Source organism: Nostoc sp., assembly GCF_036917315.1.
GTDB lineage: Bacteria > Cyanobacteriota > Cyanobacteriia > Cyanobacteriales > Nostocaceae > Nostoc.
Window position 1 is genome coordinate 279643 of sequence record NZ_JBALDR010000012.1, and the last position, 18779, is coordinate 298421.

Genomic DNA, 18779 nt, shown 5'->3' on the forward strand with positions numbered 1-18779 from the left:
AGAATTGTTTTGTAATATGCATCAATTAAACTCATTTTTACCTAAAAAATGGAAATTCACTAATCATAATTTTTTTGAATAGTTTCTATTAGATATTATTGTGATCGAGAATACATAATCAAGAATACAGAAAATCTAGTTGCTTTTGTAGATTAGATATTTCTATCTTAAGACGGTCATGGCATTAGTAAAGAAATGTAAAAATTAATTTAAGACAAATTGCCATATTTACCGGAAAATATATTGATTAGGTATGAGTGGAAATAGCCCCCTAGAGATTTCTCGCGCTTTGGTGGCGGCATTCTCAACGCAAATGTTCCGCTATTACGAAGACCGCATTCCCCAGGATGCAAGCGTCTTGGTAGTCAGCAATCACCGCAGCTTTATGGATGCACTGATTTTAATGGCAGCGTTATCGAATCCGATTCGCTTTGCTTGCCATCACTATATGGGACAAGTTCCAGTCATGCGAGAGATTGTCACCGGTCAATTGGGGTGTTTTCCCTTGGAAGATACTCAAAACCGCCAGCAAAGCTTTTTTTCGCAGTCACAGGTGCTATTGCAGTCCAAGCAGATGGTGGGAGTATTTCCAGAAGGGACTGAACCAATGGTGAAATTTACTCAGCCAAGCCAAGTAGGTGAGTTTCAGCGGGGATTTGCCCATTTGGCTTTGCGAGCGAATGTGCAGGATTTAGCTATTTTGCCGATCGCGATCGCTTCCTTAGAAGAAGTAAACACCAATGGCTTCCCATTAAGACTTTTGAGTGTATTTGACCCTTCAGAACCTTTATTTAATCAAAATGGTTGGCATCCCTTGGTAATTTATCGTCGAGTTGCGGTGTTAATCGGTCGTCCTTATTGGATTACGCCCCAACATCATAAAAAATATCACGGCAAACAAGCCAGAACTGTTGTGGCTGAACTGACAGAACACTGTCAGGGTGAAATTAGCAATTTACTGCTTCAAGGTTGCTATTAAAGTTATTCGATTTTGGACTTCGGCTCCTTGCCGCTCAGTCGAACAATTTTGGATTGTCTGCAAAACTTTGAGTAGCTTGTTCCGAGACTTTTTTGTTTTTGCTCAAAAGTACCGAAGCTAATAAAAGCAACAATTCGCAGTCCAAAAGTTTTATACCATTGACTAATGACTAATGACCAATGACTAATGACTATCACAGAAGTTGAGCTAAACCCTTGTTTTCTGACTCCTAAACGAGTACAGCCAGAGTATCCGCTATTGGTATATTTGCCAGGAATGGATGGAACTGGTCAACTATTGCGATCGCAAACCGCAGGATTAGAAACTGGCTTTGATGTGCGCTCGTTGGCGCTCCCCCGGAAAGACCTTAACACTTGGGATGCCCTAACTAAGAGTGTATTGGACTTGATCGACGCCGAATTAGAAAAAAGCTCTCAAAGGCCAGTTTACTTGTGTGGTGAGTCCTTTGGTGGTTGCTTGGCAATGAAAGTGGCAATCCAAGCACCCGATTTATTTAAGCGAATCATCCTAATTAACCCAGCTTCGTCTTTTCATCTTCGCCCCTGGTTAAGTTGGGCATCCCAGCTAACTTACTTAGTGCCATCAGGATTGTATGATATTGGCGCATTAGGCTTGCTGCCATTTTTAGCATCTTTGTCACGCATTTCTCGCAGCGATCGCCACGATCTGCTAAAAACGATGCGTTCTGTCCCAGTCGAAACCGTTCTTTGGCGGTTGTCTTTACTGCGAGAGTTTGATATTGATGAGGAAAAGTTAAGGCGTTTAACTCAACCAGTTTTGTTGATTGCTGGTGCTAGCGATCGCCTTTTGCCTTCTGTAAATGAAGTGAACCGGATAGCGAACATCTTACCAAATAACAAGATTGTGGTGTTGCCCAATTGCGGACACGCTTGCTTGCTAGAGCAAGATACTAATCTCTATGAAATTCTTAAGGATAACGACTTTTTAGAAAGTAAAGCTGATACAGGTAGAGTTAAAAAGTAAAAAGTGCGCTCCACATAAATTCATGCGGATCGCAACCATTTTTTCTTTTGCTTTTTAACTTTTGCTTAGTTCGGTGAGACCGAATTCCTACCACTATCATCAGCATTCTTTTAACAACAAATTTGCGTCGTGCGTCTTTGCCAACCTGTTTATTAATTCAAAGTAGTGAAGGTGGATTAGAACGGGATTCAGTTGCTCTTTACCACCAATTGCGGGTAATTGATAAAACAAGATTGCAAAGAGAAGTGGGCATTCTGACTCCAGAAATACTCACTATTTTAGAAGGCAAAGTGTTGTTGACATTAGGTTATCAGTGGTAGAATCACAACCCCTGTCATCCATCTTATGTCTATAGTTAAAGCTCAGAATAATTCCTATTTACTCTGACGAATTGTACTTATCGAGAGATGTCAAAGCCCCTCAAACTTGGCTACAACCAAAAGAGAGAGGCTTTACAAGATGGTGTCAAGCAATGGCAGACAAACCCCAAAAAATAGAGGTGAATAAATTAGTTAATTCACCCAGAGAAACTTCAGAAGCAGGAATTCAGGCTCAATCATCAATAGAAAATGAACCGTCTATAGTAGAGTCTTTTGTTAAAACTGTTGCTGAGACTGGCCAAGCAGTTTTAGACACAGCAATAGGGGTGGGAGAAGCGACGGCGAAAGAAACACACAAGTTTATTGAGCAAACAACTCAAACCAGCGGTCAGGTTGTGAATCGCGTCAGCGAAAATTGGCTGATTAGAAAACTATCTGGAGTCTTAAATCTCAATTGGCTGATTAACGATAGTAACCTTGTTGATTTAGAACAAGCAGAAGCGGCGGTAAACAAGCTCAAAAAACAGTATCCAAATGAATCACCTAGCCAGCTTGCTCACCGAATCATGGTGGAAAAAGCAACTCAAGCAGCCACAGTTGGACTAGCCACTAGTTTTTTGCCAGGAATAGCAGTGGCATTATTGGCAATTGATTTAACAGCCACAACAAAATTGCAGTCAGAAATGCTTTATCAAATTGCATCTGTCTACGGGCTAGATTTAAAAGATCCTGCCCGCAAAGGTGAAATTTTAGCAATTTTTGGGTTGGCTTTGGGTGGAGGGCGTTTGTTGAAAGCTGCGGGATTAGGCTTGCTGCGAAATGTGCCCTTGGCGGGTGCAGTGATTGGAGCTAGTTCAAATGCAACGATGATCTATTCATTGGGGTATGCTGCTTGTAGATTTTACGAAACCAAGCTGGATGAATCTACTTCTCTGGCATCGCCACAGACATTAGCAACATTAAAAGCTGAAAGTGAAAAGTATCTAGAAAGTGCGATCGCTCAAGAAGCCGTCATGGATCAAATCTTAGTTCACATGATTTTGGCTAGCCATCCAGATAAGACTTTGGAAGAAATTTTGCCAGAATTACAAGCTGTAAAACTCAGTCCTACCTCGTTGGATGCCATTGCCCAAAATATTAAATCACCTAAGTCTTTAGATATACTGCTCAATCAGCTGAATCGTGATTTTGCTATACCTTTGCTCGTTCAGTGTGAAAAAATTGCCCAACTTGACAATAAAACTACACCACTTGAGCAAGAAATAATAGCAGCGATCGCCAGTAAATTTGACATTGATACAAACAAAATTGGGGGATAGGCATTGGGCATCGGGCATCGGGCAAGAAGCAGGACGTAAAAAAATCTGACTTTTCACGGCATCTGGAAAACCTCTCTCTAAATCTCTCTCCTAAAAGGAGAGAGACTTTGAATTTTCCCACTTCCCGCGTCGGGAAGGGGGTTAGCCCGGATTTCTCACGCATAGTGTAGGCTTCAGGGGAAGAGGAGTGTGGGGAGTGTGGGGAGTGTGGGGAGTATGGGGGGTAAGACTTCTTCTCCATCCTCCCACACCTCCCACACCTCCCACACCCTTTGGATTTCTCACAAGAGAGAAATCCAGGGTTAGGGGGTTAGGTTTTTCGTGGACTTTTCCACATAACGCGAAAAGTCAGGTAAAAGAATGGAGATCATAGCTTCATTAACGAGTATCAAAGACTCGTTAACGGAGTTCTGAGGTGGATTAACGAGGATCAAAGACTCGTTAACGGAGTTCTGAGGTGGATTAATGAGGATCAAAGACTCGTTAACGGAGTTCTGAGGTGGATTGACGAGGATCAAAGACTCGTTAACGGAGTTCTGAGGTGGATTGACGAGGATCAAAGACTCGTTAACGGAGTTCTGAGGTGGATTAACGAGGATCAAAGACTCATTAATTAGTGCTATTTATACCAATTGGCTAAATTATAGCTACTGACCCTTGCTTACCCATGCCCAATACCCACTCCCCTCACCATGAAACCAGAATTTTGAGCAATACTGGTACAAGAAGGAATATTTACACAAAATCCCAAAATGACAATTCAACCTAGTGATAAGCCTTTACTAGAGTGGGCAGGCGATAGTTTGGCAATTGGATTATTTGAAGATGCAGTAGAGTTAACCGGAGAACTAGCTACTTTAGATCAAAAGTTTTCTGGGGTTTTAAAAGAACTGATTACTGAAGAAGAATTTAAAGGTAAAGCCAATAGCACTATTTTCACCCGTGTAAATGCTGGTAGCCCAGTGCGAAAATTGATTTTAGTAGGTTTAGGCAAACCAGATGCACTAAAATTAGATACTCTGCGCCGTGCTGCTGCGGCTGTAGCTAGGGTAGGAAAAAAGCAGAAAAGCAAAATTTTGGGTTTTAGTTTTCCATTGTGGAATAACGATCCAGCAGCCAGTGCCCAAGCGATCGCAGAAGGTGTGGAATTAGCACTTTACCAAGATATTCGCTTTAAATCAGAACCAGAAGATAAAGGTTCACAAATAGAAAGTGTAGATTTACTGGGTTTTAATGGACAAGAAGCCGCCATCACCCGCGCCAATCAAATTGTTTCCGGGGTAAATTTGGCACGGCAATTAGTGGCAGCGCCAGCTAATGCAGTAACACCAATTACTTTAGCCGAAACTGCTCAAGCGATCGCCAAGGAATACGGTTTACAACTAGAAATTCTGGAACGAGAAGACTGTGAAAAGTTAGGCATGGGTGCATTTTTGGGAGTAGCCCAAGCTTCCGATTTGCCACCGAAATTCATTCACCTAACTTACAAGCCAGAAGGTACACCCAAAAAGAAATTAGCAATTATTGGTAAAGGTGTAACCTTCGACTCCGGCGGACTCAACATCAAAGGTGCTGGTAGCGGCATCGAAACCATGAAGATGGATATGGGGGGTGCAGCTGCTACCTTGGGGGCAGCAAAAGCAATTGCTCAAATTAAGCCAGATGTTGAAGTTCACTTCATCTCAGCAGCGGCTGAAAACATGATTAGCGGTCACGCCATGCACCCCGGAGACATTCTCACAGCATCAAACGGCAAAACAATCGAAGTGAACAACACCGACGCTGAAGGACGTTTGACCCTCGCAGATGCCTTGGTGTATGCCGACAAATTGGGCTTAGATGCGATCGTTGATTTAGCCACCCTGACTGGTGCCAACGTCATTGCCTTGGGTGATGATATTGCTGGTTTGTACACTCCCGATGAAGATGTTGCTTCCCAAATCGAAAAAGCTGCCCAAACTTCAGGAGAAAAGATTTGGCGGATGCCAATGGAAGAAAAATATTTTGAAGGGCTAAAGTCTGGTATCGCGGACATGAAAAACACAGGCCCGCGTCCAGGTGGTGCAATTACTGCTGCCCTTTTCCTCAAGCAATTCGTCAAACAAACCCCTTGGGCGCACATAGATATTGCTGGCCCAGTGTGGACAGATAAAGAAAATGGCTACAACAGCGCAGGGGCAACTGGCTACGGCGTTCGGACGTTAGTTGATTGGGTGCTGGGGATAGGAGAGTAGAAGAGGCAGGGGAGCAGGGGGGCAGGGGAGCAGGGGAGCAAGAAAGAAGTTGCAGTCAGTTTTCCCCCCTCTGCCCCTCTGCCCAATGCCCTCCTCCCTACTCCAGAACAATTCGTGCTATCTTGAGCTTGCCAGCAAATATTGTTGCAATAGTAACAGAATTAATTTGGCAGTCAGAAAATTAAGCTTTTTCGGGCTTTGCCATCTGGTAAAATTTGTAAGGTTTCTAGAAGCTGTGAGCAATGGGATCGACTCGCGTACGGATCGCAATTGACGCAATGGGAGGGGATCATGCACCCGGTGAAATCGTTGCTGGCGCATTGCGAGCAAGAGAAGAATTGGGTGTGGATATATTTTTGGTTGGCGATCCCCAACAAATAGAAGCTGCCTTGCCATCAAAAACAAGTTTAGGGCAGGTAGAGATCGTGAATGCTGAAGAAGCGATCGCAATGGATGAGGAGCCTTTAAATGCAGTTAGACGCAAACGCAAGGCTTCTATCAATGTGGCGATGGATTTGGTCAAGCAGCAAAAGGCAGATGCCGTATTTTCTGCTGGTCATTCTGGGGCAGCGATGGCATCAGCTTTGCTCCGCTTAGGAAGATTGCCAGGAATCGATCGCCCAGCGATCGGGACAGTTTTTCCCACAATTATTGCTGGTAAGCCAGTGCTAGTACTTGATGTTGGCGCTAATGTAGATTGCCGCCCCAAGTTTTTAGAGCAGTTTGGCGTTATGGGATCGGCTTACAGTAAGTATGTCTTGGGTACAGCCGAACCGAAAGTGGGTTTGCTGAATATCGGTGAAGAAGACTCTAAAGGCAATGATGCAGCCGTCCGCGCCCACCAAATGCTCCGCGATAATTCCCAAATTAATTTTATTGGCAATGCTGAAGGGCGTGATGTGCTTTCCGGTCGCTTTGATGTGATTGTCTGCGATGGCTTTGTAGGCAATGTATTGTTAAAATTTGCCGAAGCCGTTGGAGAAGTGATTCTGCAAATTCTGCGGGAAGAATTACCCCAAGGATTACACGGTCAAATTGGTTCAGCACTCTTAAAACCCAACTTGAAGCGGATTAAGCAGCGAATGGATCACGCAGAACATGGTGGTGCTTTACTACTAGGCGTGGCAGGAGTCTGTTTTATCGGTCACGGTAGCTCCCAAGCACCTTCAATATTTAATGCAATTCGCATGGCAAAAGAAGCCGTTGACAACCAGGTGATACAACGAATTCAGTCCCAATATATCCTAGAGCGCGAGAGCGGTTAGTCATTAGTCATTAGTCATTGGTCATTGGTCATTGGTCATTAGTCATTGGTCATTTGTAAAGGACAACTGACATAGACGCACCAGCGGCTTCCCGCAGGGTAGGACAACTGACAAAGGACAACTGACAAAGGACAAAGGACAAAGGACAAAGGACAAAAAGCTGATAGCTTGGGAGATTAAGAGTGCAAAACTTAGGCGTAGCAATCACCGGAAGCGGCTCGGCAGTACCAGCAACTTCCCTACACAACGAGACATTGAGCGAACTAGTTGAAACATCAGATGAGTGGATTGCCACAAGAACGGGAATTCGTCAACGGCGATTAGCATTGCCATCTGAGTCCTTGAGTGTACTCGCTACTGCCGCTAGCAGTCAGGCGATCGCAGCTTCAGGAATTAAACCAGAAGACCTAGACCTGATTCTACTAGCGACTTCCACCCCTGATGATTTGTTTGGTAGTGCTTGTCAAGTACAGGCTAAATTGGGAGCTACCAACGCAGTCGCCTTTGACTTGACTGCTGCCTGTTCCGGCTTTGTGTTTGGTTTGGTTACAGCAGCCCAATACATTAGAACTGGTGTCTATAGAAACGTACTATTGATCGGGGCAGATATACTCTCTCGCTGGGTAGATTGGGAAGATCGGCGAACTTGTGTATTGTTTGGTGATGGTGCCGGGGCAGTGGTGTTACAGGCTGCTAAAAGCGATCGCTTATTAGGATTTGCCCTTAAAAGTGATGGTACTCAAAACCATTACCTCAACCTTGCTTATACAGGTACTTCCCAAGAATTGCTGACTGATATAAATATCACCAAAGGCACTTACCAACCGATTACGATGAACGGCAAAGAAGTTTACCGCTTTGCTGTGCAAAAAGTGCCAGAAATAATTGATAAAGCCTTGTTTCAAGCCAACATCAGCGTCGATCAAATAGATTGGCTGATATTGCATCAAGCCAATCAGCGGATTATCGATGCCGTTGCCCAACGCCTGAATATCCCAGAACATAAAGTTATCAGTAATCTCGCCCAGTACGGAAATACCTCAGCGGCTTCCATCCCCTTAGCTCTAGATGAAGCAGTACGACAAGGTAAAATTAAACCCAATGACATCGTTGCGACATCCGGCTTTGGTGCCGGTCTTACCTGGGGCGCGGCAATCTTTCAATGGGGAAAATAAATATTTTGTCATTAGTCATTTGTCATTTGTCCTTTGTGAATGACCAATGTCCAATGACCAATGACAAATGACCAATGACCACTGACTATTGACAAATGACAAAAACTGCATGGGTGTTTCCCGGACAAGGTTCCCAAACGCTGGGAATGGGAATAGATTTACTAGATATACCGTCCGCTAAAGACAAGCTTGCCAAAGCTGAGGATATTTTGGGCTGGTCTGTAACTGAAATTTGTCAAACTCAAGAAGAGAAGTTATCACAGACGCTATATACTCAACCAAGTCTTTACGTGGTTGAAAGCATTCTTGCTGACCTGCTTCGAGAACGAGGACACCAACCAGATTTAGTTGCTGGCCACAGTTTGGGAGAATATACCGCCCTTTATATAGCAGGTGTCTTTGAGTGGTCGGCTGGTTTATATCTGGTGAAGCGTCGTGCAGAACTTATGGATAGTGCCGTCGGTGGGATGATGGCAGCTTTGATGAACTTTGACCGCGAACAGTTAGAAAAAGTCATTGCCCAAACGCCTGATGTGGTAATAGCAAATGATAATAGTTCGGCTCAGGTGGTAATTTCAGGTACGACTGAAGCTGTACAAGCGGTGATGACTCAAGTTAAAACAAAGCGTGCGATTCCCCTAAAAGTTTCTGGAGCATTTCATTCACATTTAATAGCACCAGCATCTGCGGAATTTCAAGACATTTTAGAATCTGTGGAATTTCAGCCAGCTATTGTACCAGTACTGTCTAATGTAGAACCAATTCCGTCTATTGATGCCGAGATTTTAAAGCAACGCCTGAACAAACAAATGACTGGTTCTGTAAGATGGCGAGAAATTTGTCTGCAATTACCAGTTAACGGTATCGAGCGAGTAATGGAAATTGGCCCTGGTAAAGTGTTAACTGGCTTGATTAAACGTAATAGCCCTGATTTAATATTAGAAAATATCCAGAGTGCTGCTAATTTACCTGGTTAATTTTTTTTAGCTTCTATCGGTAGGGTTACGACAAATTCTGTGCCCAATCCTTGCGTGGAATTACAATCAAGTTTACCTTGATGTAGTTCAGTCACAATTTGATAGCTGATAGATAAACCCAATCCAGATCCTTTACCCACATCTTTAGTCGTGAAAAAGGGGTCAAATAATCTTGTTAGAGTTGTTTCTGGAACTCCAAGACCATTATCTGCGATCGCAATCATGATTTGGTTTTCAGATACCAACTGAGTCTGAATCCAAATTGTGTTGGGATGTGAAGCAATTTCTGTAGGCGGGCGGTGCTGATTTGCATCTTCTAACGCATCAATCGCATTAGACAGAATATTCATAAATACCTGATTTAGTTGTCCGGGGTAGCAGATAATCAAAGGCAAGTTACCATAGTTTTTTACCACTTCTATTGCTAGGCACTTTGGTCGCTCTTTCAGACGATGTTGCAAAATTAATAACGTACTATTAATGCCCTCATGAATATCAACCGCTTTAAATTCAGCTTCATCTAAACGGGAGAAATTGCGGAGCGATCGCACAATTTCCCGAATGCGATTAGTGCCAACTTTCATCGAAGACAGCATCTTGGGTAAATCATCTCGAATAAACTCCAGATCCAACTCTTTCGCCTCAATTTGAATTTCAGCCACTGGATTAGGATAGTGATACTGATACAGTTGGATAAATTCCAACAAATCTTGGGCGTAATTTTCTATATGGGTAAGGTTGCCGTGAATGAAGTTAACAGGATTATTAATCTCATGTGCCACACCTGCTACCAGTTGCCCCAGGGCTGACATTTTTTCACTCTGGATCATCTGGGTTTGAGTCCGACGGAGTTCTTCAAGTGTCTTTTGTAATGTTGTTGTTCGCTCCTCAACTCGTAGCTCTAACGCATTGTTTACCTGTTCTAGTTGGATAAAAGAAGTCTTTAACTGACTTGCCATGCTGTTGAAAGAACTAGCAAGTCCTCCCAGTTCATCCTGTCGCGTGGTATCAAGAGCGATTGCAAAATCACCGTTAGCAAGTTGGTTACTAGCGGCGATTAATTGCTGGAGGGGTTTAGCAATTTGTTGGTGCAACACCGACAAGAGCAACAACACTTCAACCAGCAGCGCCACTGCACCGGAAATTAAGATAAATTGAGCCGTATTCCATGCTTCCCCCGATAGTAGTGATTTCGGATAGACTGTGACAAAATACCAATCTGGGCCTTGTAAGCGAGTCACTGCTAAGTATTCACGGTCTTGGCTATTTTCCAGGACGTGGGTTTTGGATTTAGTGGTTGTCACTAGCTGAAAAATGCGGTTGAGATGGGGATCGTTAATCGCATCGATTTTGAGTTGACCCTGAGCTTGCTGAATTTCCGCAGTGCGGTGAGGATCGACAATTAAACGACCGTCTGAGCGAAAAATTAGATTGTAAGTGCCCGGTAATTGATCCTGGATCGTATGCTCCATCAGATCGGTTAAGACCACATCATGTCCTACAATGCCCAGGAAGCGATCGCCATCATAGACAGGTACACTTGCCGAAATCATCCAGACTTTAACACTGAGATCGAGATAAACACCTGTCCACTTCGGCGATCGAGACGGGTTATGCTGAGGATCGGCAATATAGAAAAATTCCTCTTTCGGCATATAGAAATCAGGCGGTGTCTCTAACAAGATCGGCATACCTTTCCAATAGGTTGTCGTTGCGTTTTCTCGTCTCACGAAATAAGTATCAACAAACTGATTAGACCAAGCAGATCCGTAGGCACTAATCAGCGTGTTAGCCGTTAGTAGTTGCTGCTTTAGTTCTTTAGTAATTTGCACATTTTGACCAATGAACGATCCAGCATATCGAGTAGAATCAAAGTCTTTCCGCGGTCGATTTTGGGGAAAATTGCGTTTAGTACCATCGTTCCAGGAAAAATATTGCCGCTCAAATTCAGCCTGAAAATCATTAGTGGGTTGCTTGAATTCCTGCAAAAGGCGATCGCGCAGCAAAGTGAGGTTATCCTCTGCAAGTTTAAAGATGTTGCTTTCATACTGTCCTCTGGCGCTGATGTACTTTTCTAGCTGGACTTGGGTTTGGGCTTCCAAGCGGGACATGACATGGATATAGCTCACCCCAGCAGAGACGAGTACCACCACAGTTACTCGCAATGCCATATTGATTAGTGTTTTGTAGGTAAGTGAGGTAGGGCGATTCTTAGCGAAACGGACAAACCTAAAAAGCAACTGTTTCTGAAGTGTTTGTCTAAATTGGGTAAGCATAAAGTAGCAGAGATAAGTGGCTGAAGATTTCCTGAAAGTTTTTGTAGATATGCAGACAGATATGCTACATCGGTAGCTCGATCGCAAATTCAGTACCTTCGACCGGCGCTCTAGAATCTACTCGATCGCTCATCCATGTTTTTTTATATTTGCCAAGCGCTCCGCTAACCCCAATCCCGTTCCTTTATCCACACCTTTTGTAGCAAATGAATGGTCAAATATCTTGTGTTAGATTGATTGATTCATTCCCTAGCCAACCGAAAAGAGTCAAGTCGCTTCTCTACGAGACGCTGCGCGAACGCTCCAATTAAAAATTAAAAATGTAAAATTAAAAACTGCAAGACGCGACGCTCCTGCGTCGCTAACGCTTCGCTATCGTGGACTCGCTAACGCTGCGCTATCAGTGGGGGCTTGTACCCAAAATTAATTAAAAATTATTCTTCTTCACTAATTTTTAACTTTTAATTTTTAATTAAAAAAAGGTCAAAAATCATACTGGAATTGTAATTACAAATTCTGTACCCTTATCCATAACTGAGTTAACGCTCAATTTTCCGCCGTGGGTTTCTTCAACGATTTGCCGAGCGATCGCCAACCCCAATCCTGTACCTTTACCAACTGCTTTGGTAGTATATAAGTGGTCGAATATACGGGTTTTCACTCCTTCGGGCATACCGGGGCCATTGTCAGCGATCGCAATTTTTACCCAATCTCCCTGTACTTTCGTCCCAATATTAATCCGATTGAGATTAGTTTGATTTTCGGCAAAACAGCATCCAGAATTAGACTCATCTAGCGCATCAATGGCATTTGCCAGAATATTCATAAATACCTGATTGATCTGTCCGGGGAAACAAAAAACTTTTGGAAGTTGACCGTAGTCGGTGACGACTTCGATGGCGGGACGATATTCGTTAGCTTTGAGGCGATGGCGCAGAATTAATACAGTGCTATCAATACCATCATGCAGATTAAAAGCTTGCTTGATATTGCTGTCGGCACGAGAGAAAATACGAAGACTTTGGCTGATAGAGGTGATGCGATTGGCTCCATCTTTCATGGCGCGAATTAGTTTCGGTAAATCTTCTCGAATGTAATCTAGATCGAGCGCTTCCAGTTCGTCTTCAATTTCCGCACCGGGTTGAGGGAATTTTCTGCCGTAGAGATCGATGATGCCTAACAAGTCATGAATATAATCCTGTGCCGCATTGACATTGCCGACAATGCTGCCGATGGGATTATTGATTTCGTGGGCAACCCCGGCAACCAGATTGCCGAGGGCAGACATTTTTTCGTTTTGAATCAGTTGCAGTTGCGAAGCTTGTAGTTCTGCTGCTTTTTGGGCAACTTGTGCTGCAAGGGTTTGGGTGAGGAGAGACAGTTGCAAATGGGTACTGACTCGTGCTAGAACCTCTTTTTCATAGAAGGGTTTTACTATATAGTCTACGGCTCCTAGTTCCAATGCCTTGACTTTGCTCTGAGTATCTGAAAGGGCAGTCATAAAAATGATCGGAATATGGCAGGTGCGGTCATTGGCCTTGAGCCGTCGGCAGGTTTCAAATCCATCGATTCCAGGCATCATCACATCTAGTAAAATCAGGTCGGGAAGGCGGCGTTCGACCTGTTGTAGTGCGCGATCGCCACTGATAGCGATCGCCACATCAAAGCCCGCATCGCCCAGCATCTCTGAAACCACCTCTAGGTTGGTGGGCGTATCATCAACAATTAAAACTAAACCTGCGATCGTGGATATTGGAGGTATATGTATCATATTGGAAAAGAGTAGTAGACGATAATTAGAACCAGCACAGGCAAAACAAACACTTTCTTTCCCTATTCCCTACTCACTACTTCCCGTCTTTCTTCCAAGAGATACTGCTGAATAAATTGTTCCAGTTGTTCGCTTTGGAATTGTTTTGCAAGTTGGACGATCTTTTGACTAAAAGCTTGGTAGCGATCGCTCTGTTGCTCAAGTTCTTCTGCTGCTGCGATGAGCTTCTTCAATCGCCCTTCTTGAACGAGTTCTAACCAAGCCTGGAGATCGGCTAGGGGGGGTGGAATTAATTCTGTCGGTTGCTGCCGATCTGAGGATTTATCTGGGATGTCTTCAGTTTTCCAAGTGAGTTCGAGATGTTTTTCTAGAAGTTCAAATAAATCATTCACTTGCACAGGTTTGGCGAGGAAATCATCGCCGCCGGCATCAATACTCATTTGTTGATCGATTTGAGCGACGGAGGCAGAAGAGACAATGATTTTGAGCGAACGCAGTTGTTCATTTTTCCGAATCTGTCGCAGCATTTCAAAACCATCCATTACGGGCATAGCTAAGTCAGTAATGACTAAATCGGGGAGATGTTGCTGGAGTCGATCTAAGCCCGCTTGTCCATGTTCTGCTTCGGTGATGATGAAGCCTAGAGGCTCTAAGAGATTGAGCAAGACGGCGCGATTTTCCCAGCGATCGTCTACGACTAAAATATGGCGCTGTGGGCCTTCGTAGCCAATAATCTTACCCACGGATGCCGTCTGCTGTTGACTCCAGTCAGTTGCTAAGGGGAGGACGATCTCGAAGGAGAACTCACTACCGACACCAGGCTGACTCTTGACCTGAATCTGTCCACCCATTAACTGCACAAGCTGCTGGCTAATGGCTAATCCTAGCCCCGTTCCTTCTACTTTCCGCTTCTGCTCCCCCACTTGTTCAAATGTTTGGAAGAGTTTGTTGATATCTGCTGGCGCAATACCCACGCCAGTATCGGCAATGGTAAAGCAAAGTTGGGCAGTGCGTAGGCGTAGCCCGTCGTAGACATCGGACTCAACCACAATTCGTTTAACTCGTAGGGTAACACTGCCGCGATCGGTAAACTTAATGGCGTTACCAAGTAGGTTAATCAACACTTGGCGCAGACGTTTTTCATCCGCAGTAATACCTACGGGTAAATCAGCATCAGGTTCGTAGTGAAACTCAATGCTTTTTTGCTGCGCCCGAATATGGCAAATTTCGACAACGCCTTGCAGAAAAGACGGCAAGTGGAAAGCTTGGGGGGCAAGTTCGAGTTTACGGGCTTCGATTTTGGAGAGATCGAGGATGTCGTTAATCAGTGTTAGCAGATGAGAGCCACACTGGTGGATGATGTTGACTCCCTGACGTTCTTTGTCGGGCAAACTTTTGGAGCGTCCAAGAATTTGGGCATAGCCCAGAATCCCATTCAACGGTGTACGAAGTTCGTGGCTGATGTTGGCAAGAAATTCACTCTTGGCATTGTTGGCACTGTCAGCAATTTCTTTGGCTGCATCCGCTAAGAGTTTTGATTGTTTCAGTTGGGCTTGTTCAGCAGATTGGAAATAAACCAACACCCCAATCAGTGTTCCCGCCAAGGCTAAGATTGCCAGAGCGATGGTATCTAAAAGCTTTAGTTGAGATTCAATATTTTCACGGGGAATGACGAGTGCTACTGACCAATTAGCTTCTTTTAGAGGGAGAAACGCAACATATTTTTTAGTTTTGTCAAGGGTTACTAATTCAATACCCTGTTGCCGATGTACCATCTTTTGAGCGATCGCCGCTAAACCTGGATCTTCGGAATCGGTTAATTTCATCCCAGGCTTTTCGATTGTGGTCATGAAGGCTGGGTTAGGATGGATAATTGCCTGTCCTGTGGAGTTGAGAGTAAAAGCATAGCTATGCTTCCCGTATTTTAGTGTCTCAATGACATACTTGACGCGATCGACAGCAACGTTCCCATGCACTACACCTATTGGAGAACTTAATGAATTTCCATCTCTGCGGATGGGAGCCGAGATTGCTACTGATGACACTCCATTCGCTCTGGCAATCATGGGATCGCCTACATAGATATGTCCTAACATCGACCTTTGAAACCACAGGCGATCGCGGACATTTCCCCGTTTACTGTTCTCTACCGTACTATTGCGCCATCCATCTTTTGTTGTTAAAGCAAAGAGTGAAAAATCTTCAATTCGCTGGTGTTCCGCCTTCAAATATTTACTGGCGATCGACCAATCCACTGAGCGCACTACATCTGTGTTTGCCAGCATTTCAACTCTAACTTTTAGATTTGCTAGCCAGCGATCAATCTCATGTGCGCTATGTTCCACCTCTGACAGAGCATTATGCTTGAGATTTTCTAGCATCATGCTTCGCACGGTCTGATAGCTTAAATAAGTACCTACAACTACAAATAAGGTAGTGCCACCCACAATTACTTTAGCTAACAGGCTGCGTGAAGGTCTAACAGGTTTTGTGTGGAGGGATGAGGGCGAATCGTAGGCAGGTTTTTTAGCTGATTGGAAAGACTGCCAGAACGAGAGGGCGGACATAGGTATCTGTAATAAATTCAAAATTTATAATTTATGATGCCCATCTGTTCAGGAAGATTACCAAGATGGGTTCACCGAGCGATTTTCTCAACAATCATCGACGAGTCAACCCCTCGATTCATTCTGCCTGTTTGTTCTGGTGATAAATAACTGAGTGTCCCTTATAATACATTTGAACTGATCGGCGTTTGAGTTTCTCGTGGTAGTAAAAATGCAATACTAAAGTCAATTAATTTAACTTGTTTGGTTTCGGGATTAATTAGAATATTAGCGGGTTTGATATCTTTTAGGACTTACGCAACAGATCTCCGAAACTCTTATTTCTCCGTGTCCTCTGCGCCCTCTGTGGTTCGTTTTTTCATGATTTTGCGTAAGTCCCGATCTTTATGAATAATCCGTTCGCGGTAGAGTATATCTAAGGTATTGCACAGTGCGATGTCTACGACGGGCTACGCCTACGCAATTAAGAAAAACTCTTGTAGAAAAGCAGTATGTCGCGTCTGCTCAGAGGTGAAATAATCTTTAAGAGAAATCCCGCAAAAATGTTCCATCACCAATGCATAGCCATTTTGATACGGTTCCAAACTGTAGGTTTGAATGATTAGAGATGAGTTGATATTTTTAGCTATGGTGTACTGATTACGAAACGATAAGAGTTCGCCAAAACTCGGATAAGGATTTTTCAGCAATTTAATCACTACAGGTAATGAGTCAGTTTCTCGATAACCGCGATACACCAGGGTTCGAGAACCGTTGTAGAGTTGTTCGCTAACCTTGTATCCAGGAATACTGACTGTAGTGAGAAACATACTGTTAAATTCTAAAGATTTCTAGATTTAGTGTTCCCAGATGGGTGAAACAATTCATCTCTACGGCTTTTTGCGTTTGATCTGGGTGTTGCGATCGCTTATGCTAAATTCAGTTTGATTTGTATTATCTTCTGTGGACAAAAACCGCGAACCGTTTATCAGTCTGGCACTTTACTACGCCTTTAAATGGTCAGTCGTCAGTCCCATGCTTCACGCTTACTTTCGGGGCCAAATTTATGGTGCGGAAAATGTTCCCAAATCAGGGCCGCTACTGGTAGTGAGTAATCACGCTAGTTACTTTGACCCACCGATTGTCTCTAATTGTGTACGTCGTCCAGTGGCGTATATGGCTAAGGAAGAGTTATTTAATATCCCCATTTTGGCGCAAGCGATTAAATTGTATGGTGCTTACCCAGTGAGTCGGGGAAATGCCGATCGCAATGCTATTCGTTCCGCCCTAGAATATCTCAATAATGGTTGGGCTGTCGGTGTTTTCTTGCAAGGTACTCGCACCCCAGATGGTCGAATTACAGACCCCAAAAGAGGCGCACTACTGCTAGCGGCGAAAGCAAAAGCCCCAATATTGCCGGTAAGTGTCTGGGGTACTGAGAAGATTTTACAAAAAGGCTCGTCCCTACCTCACGCAGTTCCCATCACCGTCAGAATTGGTAACTTGATTGATGCTCCCAGTTCCAGTAATAAAGAGGAATTGGAAGCGTTGACACAAAAGTGTGCCACAGTCATAAACGGAATGCATGATTTAGGACGATGAATCTAGAGAAACTACAGATATATGCTTTAGGGAGGTAGCGATCGCTATTAGGTTGATCTAATCTTAAACTCAATTCGCTCTAGCAATTAACTAAGGGATTTCCAACAAATAAATTATCAATCTTGTCAGGTGAGCAACTTTATCCCACTAGACAATAGCTTTTTTCAAGTCTTAATTACGAGCTATAAATTATGAATTATTATGAGCGGCTTTGAAGCCAAGAATTTTTGGGAGCGATTAAATAATCTGGCATTAGTTCGCTTTTTGCTTTTGGTTGCTTCTGGTTGGGCAATTGTACAACTTTTAGGTTATTTTGAATCAGTCATTGTTATTTTTACATTTGCAGCAATTTTAGCTTTTTTGCTCAGTTATCCTGTACAAGGGCTGCGGCGTTTTTTGCCCCACGGTATAGCTGTTGGTGTAGTTTTCTTGCTCAGTATTGTGATTATAGGCGGTCTGATAATTACTGTAAGTTTAACGATTTTATCTCAAGGACAACAATTAATTAATAGTATTACTGCATTTTTAAATTCTTTAGTACCTTTATTAGAGGGAATAGAAGGATTTTTGCGTAACCGTAATTTACAGATAGATTTAAGTTTTATTGAAGAACAATTGCGGAATCAAGCTGTATCCAGTCTTGTTACTAGTTTAGCCATTTTACAAGGTTTTATGACAAACTTTGTAACTTTTATATTGATTGCAGTTGTGGCTTTTTTCATGCTATTGGATGGAGATAAGCTGTGGAATTTTATTTTAAAAATAGTACCAAAACAGCGCCGTAATAGATTTACAAACATCATCAGAAAGTCTTTTTTGGGATTTTTTAGAGGTCAGTTACTATTAAGCGCATTTTTAACAGTTTCAACGTTTTTAGTGTTTTTACTATTAAAAGTACCTTTTGCTTTGATATTGTCAATAATAATCGGAATTGTTGATATAATTCCTGGCATAGGGGCGACATTAGGAGTAAGCACAGTGACTCTATTTGTCTTGTCTCAAGGTGTTTGGTTAGCATTGAAAGTATTAATAGCTTGTATTATCCTCCAGCAAATACAAGACAACTTGATTGCGCCCAGAATTATGCAAGGCGCGCTAAATCTTAATCCTGTGGTGGTATTTTTTGCTTTACTAGTAGGGGCTAGAGTAGCAGGATTATTAGGTGTTTTTATATCTATTCCCATCGCTGGAGTAATTGTGTCTTTATTTGAAATAGATGAAATGAAATCTGAAGTTTAATTATTAGTCATTTGTCATTTGTCAGGAACTCGAAACTAGTGAATAATGTAAAAATAGCCATTTACAAATAA

13 protein-coding genes and 1 pseudogene are annotated in these 18779 nt (G+C 43.2%); 10 read left to right on the forward strand and 4 right to left on the reverse strand.

The window, feature by feature from the left end; translation table 11 throughout:
• The first annotated feature begins 253 nt into the window (after nucleotides 1-253).
• The 8 genes from V7K84_RS06150 (at nucleotide 254) to fabD (ending at nucleotide 9274) form a co-directional block, all read left to right on the forward strand.
• On the forward strand, nucleotides 254-979 hold the full coding sequence (locus V7K84_RS06150; protein WP_334836931.1) for a lysophospholipid acyltransferase family protein: 726 nt from the start codon (nucleotides 254-256) through the stop codon (nucleotides 977-979).
• Between the two features lie 186 nt (nucleotides 980-1165).
• A complete protein-coding gene (locus tag V7K84_RS06155; protein WP_334836932.1) occupies nucleotides 1166-1984 on the forward strand; it encodes an alpha/beta fold hydrolase in 819 nt (272 codons plus the stop codon).
• A gap of 98 nt (nucleotides 1985-2082) precedes the next feature.
• On the forward strand, nucleotides 2083-2304 hold the full coding sequence (locus V7K84_RS06160; RefSeq protein ID WP_442940927.1) for a type II toxin-antitoxin system PemK/MazF family toxin: 222 nt from the start codon (nucleotides 2083-2085) through the stop codon (nucleotides 2302-2304).
• A 152-nt stretch (nucleotides 2305-2456) separates the two neighbouring features.
• The gene (locus V7K84_RS06165; protein ID WP_334836933.1) at nucleotides 2457-3623 is read left to right on the forward strand and encodes an EcsC family protein; all 1167 of its coding nucleotides are present in this window, start codon (nucleotides 2457-2459) and stop codon (nucleotides 3621-3623) included.
• A gap of 752 nt (nucleotides 3624-4375) precedes the next feature.
• Complete coding sequence (locus tag V7K84_RS06170) at nucleotides 4376-5857, forward strand: leucyl aminopeptidase (protein ID WP_334836934.1); 1482 nt, start codon at nucleotides 4376-4378, stop codon at nucleotides 5855-5857.
• A gap of 242 nt (nucleotides 5858-6099) precedes the next feature.
• On the forward strand, nucleotides 6100-7122 hold the full coding sequence (gene plsX, locus V7K84_RS06175; protein ID WP_334836935.1) for a phosphate acyltransferase PlsX: 1023 nt from the start codon (nucleotides 6100-6102) through the stop codon (nucleotides 7120-7122).
• 182 nt (nucleotides 7123-7304) lie between these two features.
• Entirely contained in the window at nucleotides 7305-8297 is a 993-nt protein-coding gene (locus V7K84_RS06180) for a beta-ketoacyl-ACP synthase 3 (RefSeq protein ID WP_334836936.1), read from the forward strand.
• A gap of 95 nt (nucleotides 8298-8392) precedes the next feature.
• Nucleotides 8393-9274 carry an ACP S-malonyltransferase gene (gene fabD, locus V7K84_RS06185; RefSeq protein WP_334836937.1) on the forward strand — a complete coding sequence of 294 codons (882 nt, stop codon included), beginning with the start codon at nucleotides 8393-8395 and terminating at the stop codon, nucleotides 9272-9274.
• Here fabD and V7K84_RS06190 read toward each other — a convergent pair.
• From V7K84_RS06190 to V7K84_RS06205, 4 genes and pseudogenes are all read right to left on the reverse strand, one after another.
• Nucleotides 9271-11445 carry an ATP-binding protein gene (locus tag V7K84_RS06190; RefSeq protein WP_334836938.1) on the reverse strand — a complete coding sequence of 725 codons (2175 nt, stop codon included), beginning with the start codon at nucleotides 11443-11445 and terminating at the stop codon, nucleotides 9271-9273. The two genes, fabD and V7K84_RS06190, sit on opposite strands and share 4 nt — an antisense overlap.
• A gap of 595 nt (nucleotides 11446-12040) precedes the next feature.
• Nucleotides 12041-13321, reverse strand: a complete 1281-nt coding sequence (locus V7K84_RS06195; protein ID WP_334836939.1) for a sensor histidine kinase — start codon at nucleotides 13319-13321, stop codon at nucleotides 12041-12043.
• Between the two features lie 62 nt (nucleotides 13322-13383).
• Complete coding sequence (locus V7K84_RS06200) at nucleotides 13384-15888, reverse strand: hybrid sensor histidine kinase/response regulator (RefSeq protein WP_334836940.1); 2505 nt, start codon at nucleotides 15886-15888, stop codon at nucleotides 13384-13386.
• Between the two features lie 164 nt (nucleotides 15889-16052).
• A pseudogene (locus V7K84_RS06205) lies at nucleotides 16053-16697 on the reverse strand (protein kinase); the annotation flags it as partial.
• Between the two features lie 133 nt (nucleotides 16698-16830).
• Between V7K84_RS06205 and V7K84_RS06210 the strand changes: the two are divergent.
• Both V7K84_RS06210 and V7K84_RS06215 read left to right on the forward strand, forming a co-directional pair.
• Nucleotides 16831-17469 (forward strand): lysophospholipid acyltransferase family protein, encoded by a 639-nt coding sequence (locus tag V7K84_RS06210; protein WP_334836941.1) that lies wholly within the window; start codon nucleotides 16831-16833, stop codon nucleotides 17467-17469.
• Between the two features lie 201 nt (nucleotides 17470-17670).
• On the forward strand, nucleotides 17671-18708 hold the full coding sequence (locus V7K84_RS06215) for an AI-2E family transporter (RefSeq protein WP_334836942.1): 1038 nt from the start codon (nucleotides 17671-17673) through the stop codon (nucleotides 18706-18708).
• Nucleotides 18709-18779 lie beyond the last annotated feature (71 nt).

What these genes read in the sequence shown, in the direction of transcription:
- V7K84_RS06195 (WP_334836939.1), bottom strand. Translation starts at nt 13,321, where the DNA reads ATGATACATATACCTCCAATATCCACGATCGCAGGTTTAGTTTTAATT.
- V7K84_RS06155 (WP_334836932.1), top strand. Translation starts at nt 1,166, where the DNA reads ATGACTATCACAGAAGTTGAGCTAAACCCTTGTTTTCTGACTCCTAAA.
- V7K84_RS06165 (WP_334836933.1), top strand. Translation starts at nt 2,457, where the DNA reads ATGGCAGACAAACCCCAAAAAATAGAGGTGAATAAATTAGTTAATTCA.
- V7K84_RS06200 (WP_334836940.1), bottom strand. Translation starts at nt 15,888, where the DNA reads ATGTCCGCCCTCTCGTTCTGGCAGTCTTTCCAATCAGCTAAAAAACCT.
- V7K84_RS06190 (WP_334836938.1), bottom strand. Translation starts at nt 11,445, where the DNA reads ATGGCATTGCGAGTAACTGTGGTGGTACTCGTCTCTGCTGGGGTGAGC.
- fabD (WP_334836937.1), top strand. Translation starts at nt 8,393, where the DNA reads ATGACAAAAACTGCATGGGTGTTTCCCGGACAAGGTTCCCAAACGCTG.
- plsX (WP_334836935.1), top strand. Translation starts at nt 6,100, where the DNA reads ATGGGATCGACTCGCGTACGGATCGCAATTGACGCAATGGGAGGGGAT.
- V7K84_RS06150 (WP_334836931.1), top strand. Translation starts at nt 254, where the DNA reads ATGAGTGGAAATAGCCCCCTAGAGATTTCTCGCGCTTTGGTGGCGGCA.
- V7K84_RS06170 (WP_334836934.1), top strand. Translation starts at nt 4,376, where the DNA reads ATGACAATTCAACCTAGTGATAAGCCTTTACTAGAGTGGGCAGGCGAT.
- V7K84_RS06215 (WP_334836942.1), top strand. Translation starts at nt 17,671, where the DNA reads ATGAGCGGCTTTGAAGCCAAGAATTTTTGGGAGCGATTAAATAATCTG.